The following is a 16,331-nucleotide window of genomic DNA, read 5'->3' as shown; positions in this document are numbered from 1 at the left end:
CATGCTCATATGGAGGATCATCCGCTATCGGACACAACCATCTGGTTGTCGCGGCCGACCGAGGCCGATATCGACGATATCGTCGCATGCTGCCAGGAGCCCAGCATTGCCGAGTGGGTGACGATTCCGGTGCCGTATCACCGCAAGAATGCCGAATCCTTCCTCGACGATATGGTCGCGCCGGGCTGGGCCACCCGCAGCCCGATCTGGGCGCTGCGCACGCGCGCCGATGGGCCGGTCGTCGGCATGATCGATCTCAACGCGCGCGACGAGTCGGCATCGGAGATCGGTTTCTGGTTGGCCTCCGCGCAACGCGGACGCGGACTGATGTCGCGTGCGGTCGCCCTGGTGTGCGAATTCGGTTTCCAGCCCGCAGGATTGGGGCTGAGCCGGATCAGCTGGCGCGCCTTCGTCGGCAATCACGCCTCGGCCGCGGTGGTCCGCCGCAATGGTTTTCGCTACGAGGGCATGGCGCGACTCGGCAGCATGCAGCGCGGCAGCCGCCGCGATACCTGGCTGGCCGGACGACTGGCGACAGACCCGCCCGGCCCGGCACCCGATTGGCCGACCGGGATATTCGGCATCGCGTAGCGATTCGATGAGGGTGGCGGTCGGGAGACGAGTGGGCCCGAACCGCCGACCGGCGCGGCGCAACAGTCGTAGATTACGAATATGGCGGCCGATGCCCGATTCGAGTGGATCGCCGAAACCATGCACCTGCGGCCCGACGACCGGATCCTGGAGATCGGTCCCGGCTCCAGCGACTCGATCGCGTACCTGGCCGCACGGCTGGACGGCGGTCGGATCGTCGGCGTGGACCGTTCCCCGACGGCCATCGCCCGTGCGGCAAAACGCCATGCCGCACTGATCAAATGCGGCAAGGTCCACCTGTTGCACGCCGGATTGGAACAGCTCGACCGGGCCCGGGTACTCGCCGAAATCGGACCGGCCTGCGGCTTCGACAAGATTGTCGCCGTCAACGTGAATCTGTTCTGGACCAAGCGGCCCACCGCCGAACTAGCACTGATACGGCAGGTCCTCGCGCCCGACGGCACACTGTTTCTGTTCTACGGATACGGACAGCCGGACGGACCTTCCAGCGCCGGTCCCAAGCCCGCGCCCGGACATCTCATCGATTATCTGGCCACCGCGGGCTTCGACGGCGCCACCGTCTGCTCCGGCGGTATCCTCGGCGTTGTCGCGAAACCGCGCCGAAATCCGTAGCCGCGCCCCGGCTTTCACCGGGGCGACAGGCTCGGGTATCAGCGATCGCGGCGCCGCTGCACCGCGTCGGCGAGGCGATCGAGCTGGGCGGCCGTGGTCTCCCAATCGATGCAGGCATCGGTGATGGACTGACCGTAGGTCAAGGCGTCGGCGTGCCCGAGGGTCAGATCCTGGCGGCCCGCGACGAGGAAGCTCTCCAACATCACCCCGACCACCCCCGGCTCACCGGCGGCCAACCGGCCCGCGATATCGGTGACCACATCGACCTGCTTGTTGTGATCCTTATTGCTGTTGCCGTGGCTGGCATCCACCACGATCCGCTGCGGAAGCGATGCCTTCTCCAAGCGCATGCAGGCCTCGCGGACCGAGGCGGCGTCGTAGTTCGGGCCGGTGCTGCCGCCCCGCAGGATCACATGGCAGTCCGGATTTCCGGTGGTGCGGATCAGCGCCGAGCGGCCGTCCAGATCTGTGCCGGGGAATACGTGGCTGGCCGCGGCGGCCCGCACACCGTCGACGGCCACCTGCACATCGCCGTCGGTGCCGTTCTTGATCCCGACCGGCATGGACAGTGCGCTGCTGAGCTGGCGGTGCACCTGGCTGGCCGCGGTGCGCGCGCCGATGGCGCCGTAGGAGACCAGATCCGCGATGTACTGCGGGGTGATCGGGTCGAGGAATTCACAGGCCACCGGCAGGCCGAGAGCGGTGATATCGACCAGTACCTTGCGGCCGATGCCGAGGCCGGTATTGACGTCGAAGGAGCCGTCCAGGTGCGGATCGTTGATCAGACCCTTCCAGCCCAGGGTGGTGCGCGGCTTCTCGAAGTACACCCGCATCACGACGTGCAGCCGATCGTCCAGCTCGGCCGCCTTGGCGGCTAAGCGACGTGCGTAATCCAGCGCGGCGGCCGGATCATGGACCGAACACGGTCCGACGATCACCATCAGGCGATCGTCGGCACCATCGAGCACGTCGACGGTGGCTTTGCGACCGGCTCGGACCACATCGGCCAGGGCATCGGTGATCCGGTGCACCTGACGCACCTCGGCCGGTGAGCGCAACGGGCTCACACTCAGCGTGCGTTGGTCGTCCAAACCGAACAGCATCGCGGAGCGATTCGATGAGGGGTGGTGGTCGGGCGACGGGTGGGCATGCCGCGCGTCGGCGTCGGCTGCGGTAGTCATCGTTTGTGGGTTCCTTTACTTCAAGGCCGACCCACGGAGGTGAAACCCGTCGAGCCGGTCAATCATCCGGCTCGGGGTGGAGGTGAGGTCAGCGCAAATGGTTGCCGCAGACCGACCCACCCGGGGCCGGCTTGCTAAACCAGAAATAGACGCGCTGCACGACGGTGACTGTACCAGGGACTATCCCGAGGTAACCGCAGGGCCGATTTTCGTGCCGCAGCTCACCCCAACTGACCGGGGACGTAACCACCGGCCGGGGTGCGGACGATCACATTCATCCGGTTCCACGCGTTGATCGTGGCGATGGCCGCGATGAGCGCAGCGGTCTGATCGTCGTCGTAGTGCTTGCGCACCTGCTCCCAGGTCTCGTCGCTGACGCCGCGGCCGTCACCGATGCGGGTGGCCTCTTCGGTGAGGGCGAGAGCGGCACGCTCGGCCTCGGTGAAAACGGTGGCCTCGTGCCATGCGGCGACGAGGTTGAGTCGCACGGCGGTCTCACCCGCGTGCGCGGCATCCTTGGTGTGCATATCGACGCACATGCCGCAGCCGTTGATCTGGCTGGCGCGGATCTTGACCAGCTCGTAGGTGGCGGCGGGCAGGGACGATCCGTCGACGACCTTGCCCGCGGTGATGAGGCGCTTGACGTAGCTGCCGGCGACCGGGTTGGCGTAGAGGTTGAAGCGCTGTTCCATGATCTCTGCCTTTCCATTCGGTTGGGTTCACAGAGAGGACGACGCGGCCCATCCGAGTGTGACATCCCCGAATGTGACCCACATCATGAGACCGCAGCCTGGGGCACTTGAATGACGACACCCTGGTCAGTAGAGGTCGAACCGAGTCGACCTGCGCCGCAACGGATTCGGCTACTTGCCGAATGCGTAGACAACGCCGGTAAGCTTCTCCGACAGCTCCCACAGGCCGCGCGCGACCTGCTCGTCCTTGGATGCCGCGGTGGAACCGGACAGCCCCGGGTAGCCGCGCATGGCGCCCCATCCGTCGGGACCATAGAACGCGCCCGGCTCGACCTGCTCGGTAGCCGCGTAGATCTCCGGCAACGCACCCATTTCGGCGCTTTGGGCCAGCAGCCGGTTGCCCAGCGCCATGACCGTGTCCAGGATGGATTCGGTGTGCGACTGCAGTTCCGTTGCGGCATAACCGGGATGCGCGGCCACCGAAATCTTCGACGAACCCGCCGCGGTCAACCTGCGCTGCAGCTCATAAGCGAACATCAGGTTGGCCAACTTCGCCTGACCGTAGGCCGACCAGCGCTGGTACTTGCGGCGCTCCCAGTTCAGATCGTCCAGATCGATCTTGCCGGCCCGGTGCGCACTGCTCGAGACCGTAACCACCCGGTCCGAGATCTTTTCCAGCAGCAGCCCGGTCAGCGCGAAGTGACCGAGATGGTTTGTGCCGACTTGCATTTCGAAGCCGTCGGCGGTCCGTCGCTGCGGCACCGCCATTACGCCCGCGTTATTGATCAGTACGTCGGCCCGGTCGACCGCATCGGCGAACGCACGCACCGAGGCCAGATCCGCGAGATCGAGTTCGCGCACCTCGGCCCGCGCACCGATCTCCCCTGCCACTTTCTCGCCCTTGGCCACATTCCGACAGGCCAGGACCACCTGCGCACCCGCCCCGGCCAGCGCACGCGCCGTCACCGCCCCCAGCCCGCTATTCGCGCCGGTGACGATGATCGTGCGGCCACTCTGATCGGGAATGTTCGAGGTATCCCAATGGCTCATGATCGCCAAGTCTAGTGTGCGCGGCTCACGCCTGGGCGAGGATCTCCTCGTCGGTCATGGCCAGCACCTCCAAGTACAACTCGGCGACGGCATCCAGGCGGTCGGGCGTACCGCGGCTGGTCTCCCGCTCCACCAGACGCCCCGCCAACCCGGCCACCGTCCGGCCGACCAGCAGATCGGCGACCAGCGCATGGTCCACCTCCAGCCATTCGCGGATCCTGGCGACGGCCGTGGTGGCCAGCACCGAGTCACCGCCCGCACCGAAGAAGTCGTCGTGCACGCCGATGCGATCGGTACCGAGCACTTCGGCGACGATGGTGCCCAGCGCGGCCTCCAGCGGCGTGCGCGGGCCTGCGTCCACCGCTTCGGCCGTATCGGGCTCCAACAGCGCAACCACCGCGCGCCGATCCAGCTTGCCGTTATCGGTCAACGGCATCTGCTCGAGGATCTCGATGCGAGTGGGAATCATGTAGCCGGGCAACAGATCTCGAACCGCGGTGACAATTGCCTCGACGGAGGCGACCTCGCCCGAGACCGCCGCGACCAACTTCGGCGCACCCGTGCCGACCACGGCGGCCACCGCGTGCCGCACACCCGGTGCGGTGCGCAGTCCGCTTTCCACCTCGCCCAATTCCACCCGGTAGCCGCGGATCTGCACCTGATGGTCGGCGCGACCGAGGAATTCGATGGTGCCGTCGGGCCAGTAGCGCGCCATATCACCGGTGCGGTACCAGCGCAGATCGTCGTGCACGACGAACCGTTGCGCGGTGCGCTCCGGATCGTTGCGATAACCCGCCGCGACATTCGCACCGCCGACCCAGAATTCGCCGGGCACCCAGTCCGGGCAGTCGCGGCCAGCCGAATTCACCACGCGGCAGCGCACATTGCGCAGCGGCACACCGAACGGGACGGTGGCCCAATGCCCGGGTGGGTCGGCGACCTCGCAAATGGTGTTGTGGATGGAGGTTTCGGTGGCACCGCCCAATCCGGAGAACCGGCAGCCGGGCACCTGCTTCGCCAGCCGCCGCGCCAGATCCGCGCCGACCCAATCGCCGCCGAGGGTGACCGCGCGCAACGAAGCGCCCAGGTGGTCCCCGCCGATCTCCAGGATCATATCGAGCATGCTCGGCACGCAGTTGAGGATCGAGACCCGGTGGTGGGCCAGCAATTCCACCCAACTGGTGGCCTCCTCGCGCTGCGCGGCCGACAGCGCGACGACCGAGCCGCCGACGGCGAACATGCCGAACATGTCGTAGACGGAAGCGTCGAATTCAAGCGCGGACAGTCCGAGTACCCGGTCGGTCGGGCCGACCTCGAACCACTCGTTCACCGCGTCGATGGTGTTCATCGCACCGCGGTGCGGCACGTCGACGCCCTTCGGGACACCGGTTGAGCCGGAGGTGAACAGCACATAGGCGATCGACTCCGGATCCGGAATCACCGGCTCGGCCAATGGATTCGGATGGGTACGCGCCGCCCACAGCGGCAGACAGGTGATATCCGGGCGGCCCATATCGCCGCCGTCGACGGTTAGCGCGGCGACCACGTCGCCGGTGCGCAGGATCTCCGCGCGTCGCCCGACCGGTTGATCGAAACCGATGGGCACATACGCGGCACCCGCCGCGAGCACACCGAGTACGGCGAGTATCTGATCCGGTCCCTTCGGCAGCTGTACCGCGACGGTTTCGCCGGGCCGGACCCCGATCTCGCGTAGCGCGGCCGCGACCGAGAGCGCTTGTGCGGCAAGTTCGCCGTAGCTCCAGCCGCCGTCCACGCCGTCGCGCCGCCACAGCACCGCGGGTGCTTCGGGTGCGCTGCGGGCATGGTCGAAGAAACCCTGGTGCAGCGCTCGTCCGGAGACCGGGCCGTCGGTCGCGTTCACCGCGGCACGCACGGCGGCCTGGGCGACCGGCAGCTGTACGGCGGCCTCGGCGCTCCAGCCGGCTTCGCCCGCACCCAGCCTGCTGATGGCCTCGGTGTAGCTGGCGAACATGGCGTCGATCATGCCCGTGGGGAACGCCGATTCGCGCACGTCCCAGTTCAGCAGTAGCCCACCGCGCACCTCGGTGACCTGCGCGTCCAACAGCACCTGCGGGCCTTGCGAGATGATCCACACCGGCTCGCCGAACGTCTCGGTGACCGAGGTGGCGAACAACTCGCCCAGGTTGAGCGCGCTGGTGTAAACGATCGGCGCGAGCACCGGCTCGCCGCGCTGTCTGCCGAGATCGCGCAGCACTTCGAGTCCGGAATACGCGGTGTGCGCACCGCTTTCGTGCATCGCACGCTGCAGTGCCTTGGCCCGCTCGGCGACCGTCACGTTGTCGGTGACATCCACCTCCAGCATGATCGAGGAGGTGAAATCACCGATCACCCGGTCGATATCCGGATGCACCGGTTCACGGTGGAACAGTGGCACATTCAGCAGGAAGCGGCTCTGCGCCGACCAGCCGCCGATGGTCTCGGCGAATACCGCGGCCAGTGCCATTGCCGGTGTAATGCCGCGGGCATGCGCGGCGGCGAGCAGCCGCTGCTTGGCTTCCGGCTCCAACCAGTGGTTGTAGCGGACGGTGCGATGCGGCTCGGCGCGTTCGCTGACCGGAATGGTCGGCAGTTCCGGTGCGCCGGGCAGCTCCGGCAGCCGATCGCGCCACCACTGCTTATCGCGTTCCCTGGCAACGGAATCCACCGTGCGCTCGGTGCGATAGCGGCGATAGCTGTAGCCCTGCGGCGGCACCGTGCCGCCGTGGTAGAGCTCGGCGAGGTCGGCGACGAGGACGCGATAGCTCATCGCGTCACCCGCGATCATGTCGACATCGAGATGCAGCCGGGTGCGACCGTCGGCGAGCAGGCTCAGTGTCACATCGAGCACCTGGCCGTCCTCGATGGACAGCCGCTGATGAGTCTTGCTGTCGCGCAATCGCTCGAGCTCGGCCGCAGCCGCCGCGGAAGTAAGCGCGCGTAGATCGACGACCGAGAACACGGGCCGACCCGGGTTGAGAATGGTCTGCTGGGTGCCGTCGGGAAGGAACCTGGTTCGCAGCATCGGATGCACCGCAACGAGACCCGTCACCGCCCCCGCCAATCGTTCGGGATCGACCTCGGCACCGTCGAATTCGACATACAGGTGTGCGGCGACACCGCCGAGATCCTGTTCCTCACAGCGACCAACCCAATAGGCGTGCTGCATCGACCCCAACGGGAAGGGCGCGAATTCATCCTCGGGATCTACGTTTTCGACCCGTCCGGGTTGGACCGTCGTGACGGATTCGTCGACACCGAGCAACCGCGCCCACTCCGCGACCGACGGCGCCGCCGCCAACTGCGCGAAGTTGATCTCCAGCCCATGCTTGCGCCAGCCGCCCGCCAACTTCATGGTGCGAATGGAGTCCAGTCCGAGCTGGATCAGATCATCGCCATCGGCGATCGTCTCGACGGGAACGTCGAGCTGCCTCGCGATGGCCGCGCGAATTTCGTCCCGGCTGATCCCCGCCCCGTCCCCCGGTCGCTGTGCTGGCTCCATCTGGCGCTGTCACTCCTTGGTCGCCGCCGCATCCGGCGGATCGAGACTGCTCGGCGGTAGCCTACCGCATTGAGATAGGGTTGCCTAACCTATGTTATGAGACCCTTAATCGGGCAGCAGATCTTCCAGTGAGGCAGACCGTGACTTCGACATCCACCTCGCCCACCCATCACGACGGCTACGTCCCCTTCCCCGCCACCGACGCCGCTACCTATCGCGCGGCCGGTTACTGGACCGGCCGCCCACTCGGCGACCTGCTGCGCGCGACCGCGACCCGGCACCCGCACCGCACCGCACTGCTCGATGCCGACAACGCGCGCACCTACGCGTGGGTGGATGCCGAAGCCGACCGAATGGCCCACGGATTGCTCGCACTCGGCATCGCGCCGGGCGATCGGGTGGTAGTACAACTGCCGAATGTGCCGGAGTTCCTGACGGTCCTGTTCGGATTGCTACGCGCCGGAATCATTCCGGTGCTGACCCTGCCCGCCCATCGCCGCGCCGAAATCGAGCATCTGGCCGGACTTTCCGAGGCTGTCGCGTACATCGCGGCGGACCGGCTCGGTGACTTCGACTACCGCGAACTGGCCGAAACTCTCCGTTCGGCCGTGCCCACCCTGCACCACGTTCTGATACTCGGCGATCCGGGAACCTTCACCGATCTGAATTCGATTCCCCGCGACGGTGGTTCACTGCCCGAAATCGATCCGAGCGATATCGCGCTGATGCTGGTCTCCGGCGGCACTACCGGCCTGCCGAAGCTCATCGCGCGCACCCACGACGACTACGTCTACAACGCCACCGCAAGCGCCGAGGTCTGCGGGCTGACCGAACACGACGTCTACCTCGCGACACTGCCCGCCGCACATAACTTCCCTCTCGCCTGCCCCGGCATCTTGGGCACCGTCTCGGTCGGCGCGGCCGTCACCTTCATCACCGATCCGAGCCCGGAAAGCGCCTTCGTCGCCATCGAACGACATCGCGTCACCGTCACCGCAGTCGTGCCGCCGCTGGCCCAACTCTGGTGCGCGGCAACCGAATGGGAGGACGCCGACCTCGGCTCACTTCGTCTACTCCAGGTCGGCGGCGCACGGCTGGCCGCGGTGAACGCCCGCGAGGTCGCGCCCGCGCTGGGCGTGCAATTGCAACAGGTCTTCGGTATGGCCGAGGGCCTGCTCAACTACACCCGCCTCGACGACAGCGCCGATATCGTCTGCACCACCCAGGGCCGTCCGCTCTCGCCTGCCGACGAGGTGCGGGTCGTGGATGCCGAGGGCAACGATGTCGCTCCGGGCGAAGAGGGCGAACTGCTCGCCAAGGGGCCCTACACAATCCGCGGCTACTACCGCGCGCCCGAACACAACGCCCGCGCCTTCACCACCGACGGCTACTACTGCTCCGGCGATCTCGTGCGCCGACTGCCGAGCGGCCATCTGATCGTCTCCGGCCGTATCAAGGACGTCATCAACCGCGGCGGCGAGAACATCTCCTGCGATGAACTCGAGGAACATCTGCTCGCCCACCCGTCGGTCCGGCATGCGGCAGCCGTCGGCTTCCCCGATGCCGCGCTGGGTGAAAAGGTCTGCGCCGTCCTGGTTGTCGACGGTGAGATGCCGACCTTGGCCGAGCTGAAGTCCTTCCTCACCGACCGTGGCCTGGCGACCTACAAACTCCCGGACCTGCTCCGCCAGACCGACGAACTGCCGATCACCGCCGTCGGCAAGATCGATAAGAAGGCCTTACGCACCAGCCGAGGCTGACCGGAACGGTCGGGGGTGGCGCGAGTCCGATATCGCCACCCCCGATCCGAACCCCGGATAACCGGGTTGCCCCAGCAGATGATTCGGAACGCGGGCCGACCTTGATGGGTCTGAATTTGCTAGGCCTTGACCACGTAGGGCGCGACACTGCCCAGCTTTTCGCAGGTCTCCTCGAATTCGCGCTCCGGCCGCGACTGCCCGACAATGCCCGCACCGGCCCGCAGCCACGCACCCTGGGTGGTCTGGTACACCGCCCGCAGCACCAGCGCCGCCTCCATCGCACCGCTCGGCGAAATCGTCACCACGGCACCGGAATACAGACCACGCGGCGCACCGTCGAGACGGAATACCGAATCGACACCCGCACGCTTCGGAATACCGGACGCTGTAACCGACGGGAACAAAACCTCCAGCGCATCCCAACTGGAACGATCTGCCGCGAGCCGCCCGCGCACCGTCGAGGCCAGGTGCTGCACGCTGCCACGTTCGCGAACCGCCATGAAATCGGAGACCGCGGGCGTGCCGGGATCGGCCACCTCGGTGATCTCGGCGAAGGAGGTCTGCACCGAAATCGCGTGCTCCACGATTTCTTTGGGATCGGTGATGAGCTCAGCGCGAGCCGCCATATCGATCGCTTCGCCGAGTCCGAAGGCGCGTGTACCGGCGAGCGGCTCGGTGGTGACCACCCGATCCTCGTCGACGGAGGCGACCAACTCGGGACTGAATCCGGCGGCCTCGAGTCCACCGAGGCGAAGCAGGAACGAGCGCGCCGGAGTGTTGTTGGCGCGGCCGAGCCGATAACTGGCCGGGACATCCACCGCGAACGGCAGATCGACCTTCCTGGACAGGATGACCTTCTGATAGCGGCCGGAACGGATTTCCGCGACCGCCTCGGCGACCCGATCGCGATATCCGGTCGGATCGAGACGCACGTCGACCGGATGCGCCTGCGGCAGTTCGGTTTCCTGGGATGCGGCGATGAGATCGCGAATGTCATTGGCCTCGGTCGGTGTCGCCCCGGAAATCCGGACGCCGAACTCGCCGACACGCACCTCGATGCGCGGAATCATCAGATGGGCCAGTGCGGTACGCGGATGCAGATGCCGCGTCGCATCCAATGCCCATGCGCAGAATTCGAATCCGATCCAGCCGTAGGCCTGGCGCCCGCCGAGCGGCAGCGTGGCGAGCGCGTTGTCGACGACGCGTGCCGGGCTGCCCTCCCAGACACTGGTGGCGCCGCGCCCATCCCAGGACACGCGTAGTTCGTTGGCGTCGAGTTCGACGCTGCCGAGCGGATCCGCGGCGAATACCCATTCGCCGGGCCGTTCGTACATCACGTATTCGCCGAAGCGCTCGGCCGCCGCCAGCCGGGACATCGCTGCCGCCGGATCGGTCACATACTCAACGCGCGAGCGCTCCGTGGTCGACAACGATCCTCCAAGGTTATGCTGACCTAACTTAGAAAAGTAAGGTTAGCATTACCTGCATAGGTCGCTACTGTGCTCCAGACCACAGCGAACGGCTACTCCCCGGGCACTGCGACCGCCGACCGCTCGACGCTCAGCAAACTCTCCGTGCTGTGCTCTGCGTGGTACGCGGCCCCGCCACCCCGCACTCCGAACAACCGCTTGCTGTAGACCAGCCAGACCACCGCGACGATATTGATCAGCAGCGCCCCGATGCGCAGCACGGTGATCTTCTCGGTCAGCTCGTAGATCTCCAACGGCAGGAAGATGCTGGTCGCGACCACAGCAAAATACTCACCCCAGCGCTTCACCAACCACAGCCCGACCGCCTCGATCGCCTGCAGCGCCGCATAGGCGAGGATGCCGATGGCCACCCACAGCAAAGTGGTATTCGACAGCGAGAACGCGTCATCGATCAGATGCACGATCTTGGATCGGTCGATATCCCAGCCGATCTGATCGGCCAGCGGCCGCAGCAGCGGCAGTTCCTGGTCGAAGGCCGCCCGCATATCCTCGCGCGAGGACTGGAATTTGAAGACGGCGAGCGCGGCGACCACCAACAGCAAACCTCGCACCAACCGCTCGATCGCCAATGCCCGCATCAGCCAGCGGTCCCGCAGCAGTCGTCCGCGCGGCACCTCCGGCGCATGGTCGGCGGGTCCGGAGCCCACCGGTTCGCCGGGCACGAAAGTGCCACAGCGCAGACACCGCCACGCGACACCGGCCACCGTCTGAACATGCAGCCGCTCCGCCAGATCCTGCTCGTCCGGCGCATAGGTGTAATGGCCGTGCCAGCCGCACGCGCGTAACGCCCAATCCATGCGCGCAGCCTAGTTCGCGATCACGATCGCGCGCGATCGCAAACGCCGTGTCGGGGCCTGATGCCCAACTCGCCCGCCGGAGTTCCTGCGCGGAATCCACTGGCGGGCTTCAATAGGAGTCATGATCGATCATCGCGGGGATTCGCCCGCTCCGGCTCGAGCGGCAGCACCCGACTCCGTGGTGGCACTGATCGATGCGGGCTCCCGCGTGGAACGCGAACTCGTCGGCGCCTGGCTGGCCGAGGGCGGCGTCGAACACGAACTCGGCGTCGACGCACCCATTACCCAGTTGGATCTGGATGCGGATGCGATCGGCGATCGACTCGTCGGACGGCGCGACGATCCGCTGGTCGTGCCGATCCGGGTGCTGTGGCTGCCGGCGGAACGCGACGGGGTCCGCCGCATCACCTTCGCCGACTTGGCCCTGCTGACCAATCCGCGCAAGCCGAACCGGTTCGCGCAACGCCGGTTGATCGGCAAATCACCGGACCGTCACGTGGTGCTCACCGGCCAGCCAGCACTGCTCAGCGAACTGCGCGCCAATAACCCGGAGGCGGCGGCGCTGCTCATGAAGGGCTCCGCCGAGCCGTTCGCCCGCGCTATCGTGCGCGCCGCGGTCGTCGCTCTGGAACGCGCTGAACGTTCCATCATCGGCGACCGGTACAAGGTGCCGCGGCTGGTGGCCGAGGAGATCCTCGACTCCCCCGAGTTCCTGCGCAGGCTCGAACTCATCGCCGATCAGCTCGGCATGAGTCCGCATGAGGTGTACCGACGGGCGGAGAAGGCGCTGAACGAGCTCGTCGCCGCCCAGAGCCGGTTGGTCTCGGATCTGTTCACCCAGGCAATGCGCCCGATCCATGCCTCGACCTGGAAGGTCGACTCCGACGACTCCGGCCTGGACGGGTTGCGCGCGTTGAACCGGAACCATCCCCTGGTCTTCCTGCCCTCGCACCGGTCCTATGTCGATGCGTTGGTCCTCGGTGACGTGCTGGCCCGCAATGACTTTCCACCGAATCATGTGATCGGCGGCGCGAATCTGAGCTTCTGGCCGATGGGGCCGATCGCCCGCCGCACCGGCGCGGTCTTCATCCGGCGCAGCTTCGGTGACGACGACGTCTACAAGGCGGTGGTCGAGGAGTACTTCGCCTACCTGCTGGCCAAGCGATTCAATATGGAGTGGTACTTCGAGGGCGGCCGCACCCGCACCGGCAAGCTACGCCCGCCGCGCTACGGATTGCTGAATTACCTTGCCGCCGCGGTCCGTTCGAATCGGATCGACGATGTCATGCTCGTCCCGGTCTCGATCACCTATGAGCGCCTGAACGAACTCGGCGCCATCGCCACCGAACAGGTCGGCGGGAAGAAGAAGCCCGAGGGGCTGGCCTGGCTGGCGCGTTATGTACGCAGCCAACAGCATTCGGCCGGACACGTCTATGTGCGATTCGGCGAACCGCTCTCGGCACGCGATCGCCTTGCCGCATACGGGGATCCGCTCACCCCGCCGCCGACGATCATCCCGCTGCACCGCACCGAAGCGGCGGGCACCGCGCCGAACAATGTCGCCGAGTCGGCGCAGGTCGCCGAACTGGAGCGAAAGGCCGTACAGCGGTTGGCCTTCGAGGTCGCCGTCGGTATCAATACGGTCACCCCGGTCACGGTCAACGCGCTGGTCACGTTGGCGCTACTGGGTGTGCACGAGCGTGCGCTCACCCTCGGCGAAGTGCGTACCGTGCTGGCCCCCGTGCTGCGGTACATCGAACAGCGCGGGTTGCCGAGCGGCGAGCTGGCGGCGTTGCGCGACGAGCAGAGTCTCGCGGTGGTACTCGAGCAATTGTCGCTGGCCAGGGTCGTGACGGTGTATCGCGGCGGGCTGGAACCGGTGTACTCGATCGAATCGGGTGCGCATCTGGAGGCCGCGTTCTATCGCAATAGCGCGGTGCACTGGTTCATCAACCGCGCCATACTCGAATTGTCCATCCTGTGCGCCTTGGAAATGCAGGCGCCGGATCAACTGCGGGCGGGCTGGGACGAGGCCTTCCGACTGCGCGATCTGCTGAAGTTCGAATTCTTCTTCCCGGAGCGGGCCGAGTTCTCGGCGCAGATGACCGCGGAAATGCTACTGGTGGACCCGGATTGGCACCAACACACCGCGGCGGACACCCTCGGCGAGGATATTCTGCACAAACTCACCGCATCCGGATTCATGATGGCCCATCGCGCGTTGCGCGCGTTCGTCGACGCGCAACTCGTCGTGGCCGAGCGGCTCGAGGCCCGCGACAGCGCCGAGGAGATCGATCGCAAGGAGTTCATCGACGAATGCGTCGCCGTCGGTAGGCAGATGCTGCTGCAGCAGCGACTGCACAGTCCGGAATCGGTCTCCACCGAATTGTTCTCCAGCGCACTCAAACTCGCGGATAACCACGGGTTGTTGGCCCACGTGAGTCACGACTCGGCCAAGCCGAGGGCCGAATTGGTCCGGCGCAGAAAAGAATTCGCCGGCCAGCTGCGCATCATCGCAACCCGCATCTCCCAGGCCGCCGCACTCGACCCGTCCAATATTTCGGTACGGGGCGCCTGATGGCTGAACAGAGCCCCGCGGTCCCAACGGATCTCGCGGCGGCCATCGCCGCGATTCGATCCGGGCCGCAGGGCCCGCAGGTGGCCGCGGTCTTCGACTTCGCCACTGTTGTGGATGGTTTCGGGCGGTCGTCGCTGTGGCGGCGGACATTTCGGAGCAATAAGGGCGCAACCGCCGCAGACACCCTGCTCGACAGCATCCGCAACCAACTCACCGATGGCGAATACAGCCGGTTCCTCCAGCAGGCGATGCGGACACTGGCCGCCCAACCGGAAGCCGAGCTGGACGAGTTGGGCACGCGGCTGTTCCGGAAAAAGATCTACGGGCATCTGTATCCCGAAGCGTGGCAGCTGATCCGGACGCACGAGGCAGCCGGACACACCGTTGTGCTCGCCACCGCACTCACCCGATTCCAGGTCGAACCCGCCGCGGCCGAACTCGGTATCGAGCACGTGCTGTACACGCGGATGGCGACAACCGACGGTGTGCTCACCGGTTACGCAGACGGAAAGACCCTGTGGCGCAATGGCAAGGCCGACGCGGTTCGCGAATTCGCCGCAGCGCATGTGTTGGATATCACCCACAGCTATGTCTACGCCGACAGCATCGCCGATCTGCCGCTGCTCTCGGTGGTCGGACATCCGGTGACGGTGAATCCCGATCGCCAGCTCGGCACCGCCGCCGTCGAACAGAATTGGCCCGTACTGAGGTTCCGTCCGCGCCGACCACCGCGCGCGATCGACTATCTGCGCACCGTCGCCGGATTCGCCGGACTACTGGCCGGGGCATTGTTCGGTGTGCTGAGCAAGTCGTATACGCGCCAGCGCCGGAAGATGGCCGATGCGCTGATGGCCTACGGAACCGGTGCGACTCTCGGCACAACCGGTATCCGGCTGCGCGTCAGCGGTGCGGAAAACGCCCGCGCGCCACGGCCCGCCGTCTTCCTGTTCAACCATCAGAGCCAGTTCGACGTGATCATCGTGCCCAAGGTGCTCGCAGGCGGGGTCACCGGAATCGGCAAGAAGGAGCTGACGAAGAATCCGATCTTCGGTCCGCTGATGCGGTTCGTCGGGGTGACCTTCATCGACCGTGCGAACACCACGCAGGCCAAGGCGGCGCTCGCGCCGGTGGTGCATACGCTGCGCGGCGGGCTGTCGATCGCGGTCTCACCCGAAGGCACCCGGTCGTATACGCCGAGAATCGGCCCGTTCAAGAAGGGGGCCTTCCATATCGCGATTCAGGCCGGGGTGCCGGTGATCCCGGTGGTGATCCGCAATGCTGGTGAAGTCAACTGGCGCAACTCGATGGTCGCGCGCAAGGGCACCGTCGATATGGCCATACTCGACCCGATCGACGTCAGCAGCTGGGACCCCAGCGATATGGACGACAATGTCGAAGCCGTTCGTCAGCTGTACACCGACACCCTGCTGAACTGGCCACAGCCGGACCGCTGATGTCGCCGCCGGGCGCCTTCACCGTGCACCCCCGTATACCGCGGTACTCCGTACACAGATGTCCGGCAGGCGATCGGGTGCCCGATATTTGGCGGACGGGTGCCCGGTTGGAGTGCGGGTGCCCGGTTCGTGTGCGGGTGCCCGGTTCGTGGGTGGATGCCCGGTCGGTGGGTGGATGCCCGGTCGGTGGGTGGATGCCCGATTGGAGTGCGGGTGCCCGATTGGTGGGTGGATGCCCGGTTCGTGGGTGGATGCCCGGTTCGTGGGTGGATGCCCGGTCGGAGTGCGGATGCCCGGTTGGAGTGCGGGTGCCCGGTTGGAGTGCGGGTGCCCGGTTGGAGTGCGGGTGCCCGGTTGGAGTGCGGGTGCCCGGTTGGAGTGCGGATGCCCGGTTGGAGTGCGGATGCCCGGTTGGAGTGCGGGTGCCCGGTTGGAGTGCGGATGCCCGACTGGAGTGCGGATGCCCGACTGGAGTGCGGATGCCCGACTGGAGTGCGGATGCCCGACTGGAGTGCGGATGCCCGACTGGAGTGCGGATGCCCGACTGGAGTGCGGATGCCCGACTGGAGTGCGGATGCCCGACTG

Annotated in this window: 11 protein-coding genes; 5 read left to right on the top strand and 6 right to left on the bottom strand. The window is 66.4% G+C overall.

Features of this window, described 5'->3' with window-relative positions; translation table 11 throughout:
* Positions 1-9 precede the first annotated feature (9 nt).
* Together AB0J47_RS18900 and AB0J47_RS18895 are read left to right on the top strand one after the other, a co-directional pair.
* Complete coding sequence (locus AB0J47_RS18900; RefSeq protein ID WP_364347065.1) at positions 10-591, top strand: GNAT family N-acetyltransferase; 582 nt, start codon at positions 10-12, stop codon at positions 589-591.
* Positions 592-672: 81 nt separating this feature from the next.
* Positions 673-1,224, top strand: a complete 552-nt coding sequence (locus tag AB0J47_RS18895) for a class I SAM-dependent methyltransferase (RefSeq protein WP_364347063.1) — start codon at positions 673-675, stop codon at positions 1,222-1,224.
* A gap of 38 nt (positions 1,225-1,262) precedes the next feature.
* Here the strand turns inward: AB0J47_RS18895 and AB0J47_RS18890 are convergent, their stop codons facing one another.
* The 4 genes from AB0J47_RS18890 to AB0J47_RS18875 form a co-directional block, all read right to left on the bottom strand.
* A complete protein-coding gene (locus AB0J47_RS18890) occupies positions 1,263-2,327 on the bottom strand; it encodes a 3-deoxy-7-phosphoheptulonate synthase (protein ID WP_364347364.1) in 1,065 nt (354 codons plus the stop codon).
* 299 nt (positions 2,328-2,626) lie between these two features.
* Entirely contained in the window at positions 2,627-3,097 is a 471-nt protein-coding gene (locus AB0J47_RS18885) for a carboxymuconolactone decarboxylase family protein (protein ID WP_364347061.1), read from the bottom strand.
* A 171-nt stretch (positions 3,098-3,268) separates the two neighbouring features.
* On the bottom strand, positions 3,269-4,147 hold the full coding sequence (locus tag AB0J47_RS18880; protein ID WP_364347059.1) for an oxidoreductase: 879 nt from the start codon (positions 4,145-4,147) through the stop codon (positions 3,269-3,271).
* 25 nt (positions 4,148-4,172) lie between these two features.
* Positions 4,173-7,667: an amino acid adenylation domain-containing protein gene (locus AB0J47_RS18875; protein WP_364347057.1), complete on the bottom strand. Its 3,495-nt coding sequence runs from the start codon at positions 7,665-7,667 to the stop codon at positions 4,173-4,175.
* A gap of 140 nt (positions 7,668-7,807) precedes the next feature.
* Between AB0J47_RS18875 and AB0J47_RS18870 the strand changes: the two genes are divergently transcribed.
* On the top strand, positions 7,808-9,427 hold the full coding sequence (locus tag AB0J47_RS18870; RefSeq protein WP_364347054.1) for an AMP-binding protein: 1,620 nt from the start codon (positions 7,808-7,810) through the stop codon (positions 9,425-9,427).
* 119 nt (positions 9,428-9,546) lie between these two features.
* Here the strand turns inward: AB0J47_RS18870 and AB0J47_RS18865 are convergent, their stop codons facing one another.
* Positions 9,547-10,857, bottom strand: a complete 1,311-nt coding sequence (locus AB0J47_RS18865) for a salicylate synthase (protein WP_364347052.1) — start codon at positions 10,855-10,857, stop codon at positions 9,547-9,549.
* Positions 10,858-10,949: 92 nt separating this feature from the next.
* Positions 10,950-11,714: a DUF2127 domain-containing protein gene (locus tag AB0J47_RS18860; RefSeq protein ID WP_364347050.1), complete on the bottom strand. Its 765-nt coding sequence runs from the start codon at positions 11,712-11,714 to the stop codon at positions 10,950-10,952.
* 121 nt (positions 11,715-11,835) lie between these two features.
* Here AB0J47_RS18860 and AB0J47_RS18855 point away from each other — a divergent pair, with 121 nt between their 5' ends.
* On the top strand, positions 11,836-14,292 hold the full coding sequence (locus AB0J47_RS18855) for a glycerol-3-phosphate 1-O-acyltransferase (RefSeq protein ID WP_364347048.1): 2,457 nt from the start codon (positions 11,836-11,838) through the stop codon (positions 14,290-14,292).
* Positions 14,292-15,746 (top strand): HAD-IB family hydrolase, encoded by a 1,455-nt coding sequence (locus tag AB0J47_RS18850; protein ID WP_364347046.1) that lies wholly within the window; start codon positions 14,292-14,294, stop codon positions 15,744-15,746. The genes AB0J47_RS18855 and AB0J47_RS18850 overlap by 1 nt, the downstream gene beginning before the upstream one ends.
* Positions 15,747-16,331: the final 585 nt, after the last annotated feature.

The organism is Nocardia sp. NPDC049737, from assembly GCF_040674755.1.
Classification (GTDB): Bacteria; Actinomycetota; Actinomycetes; order Mycobacteriales; family Mycobacteriaceae; genus Nocardia.
This window is presented reverse-complemented; position numbering and strand designations above follow the sequence as displayed.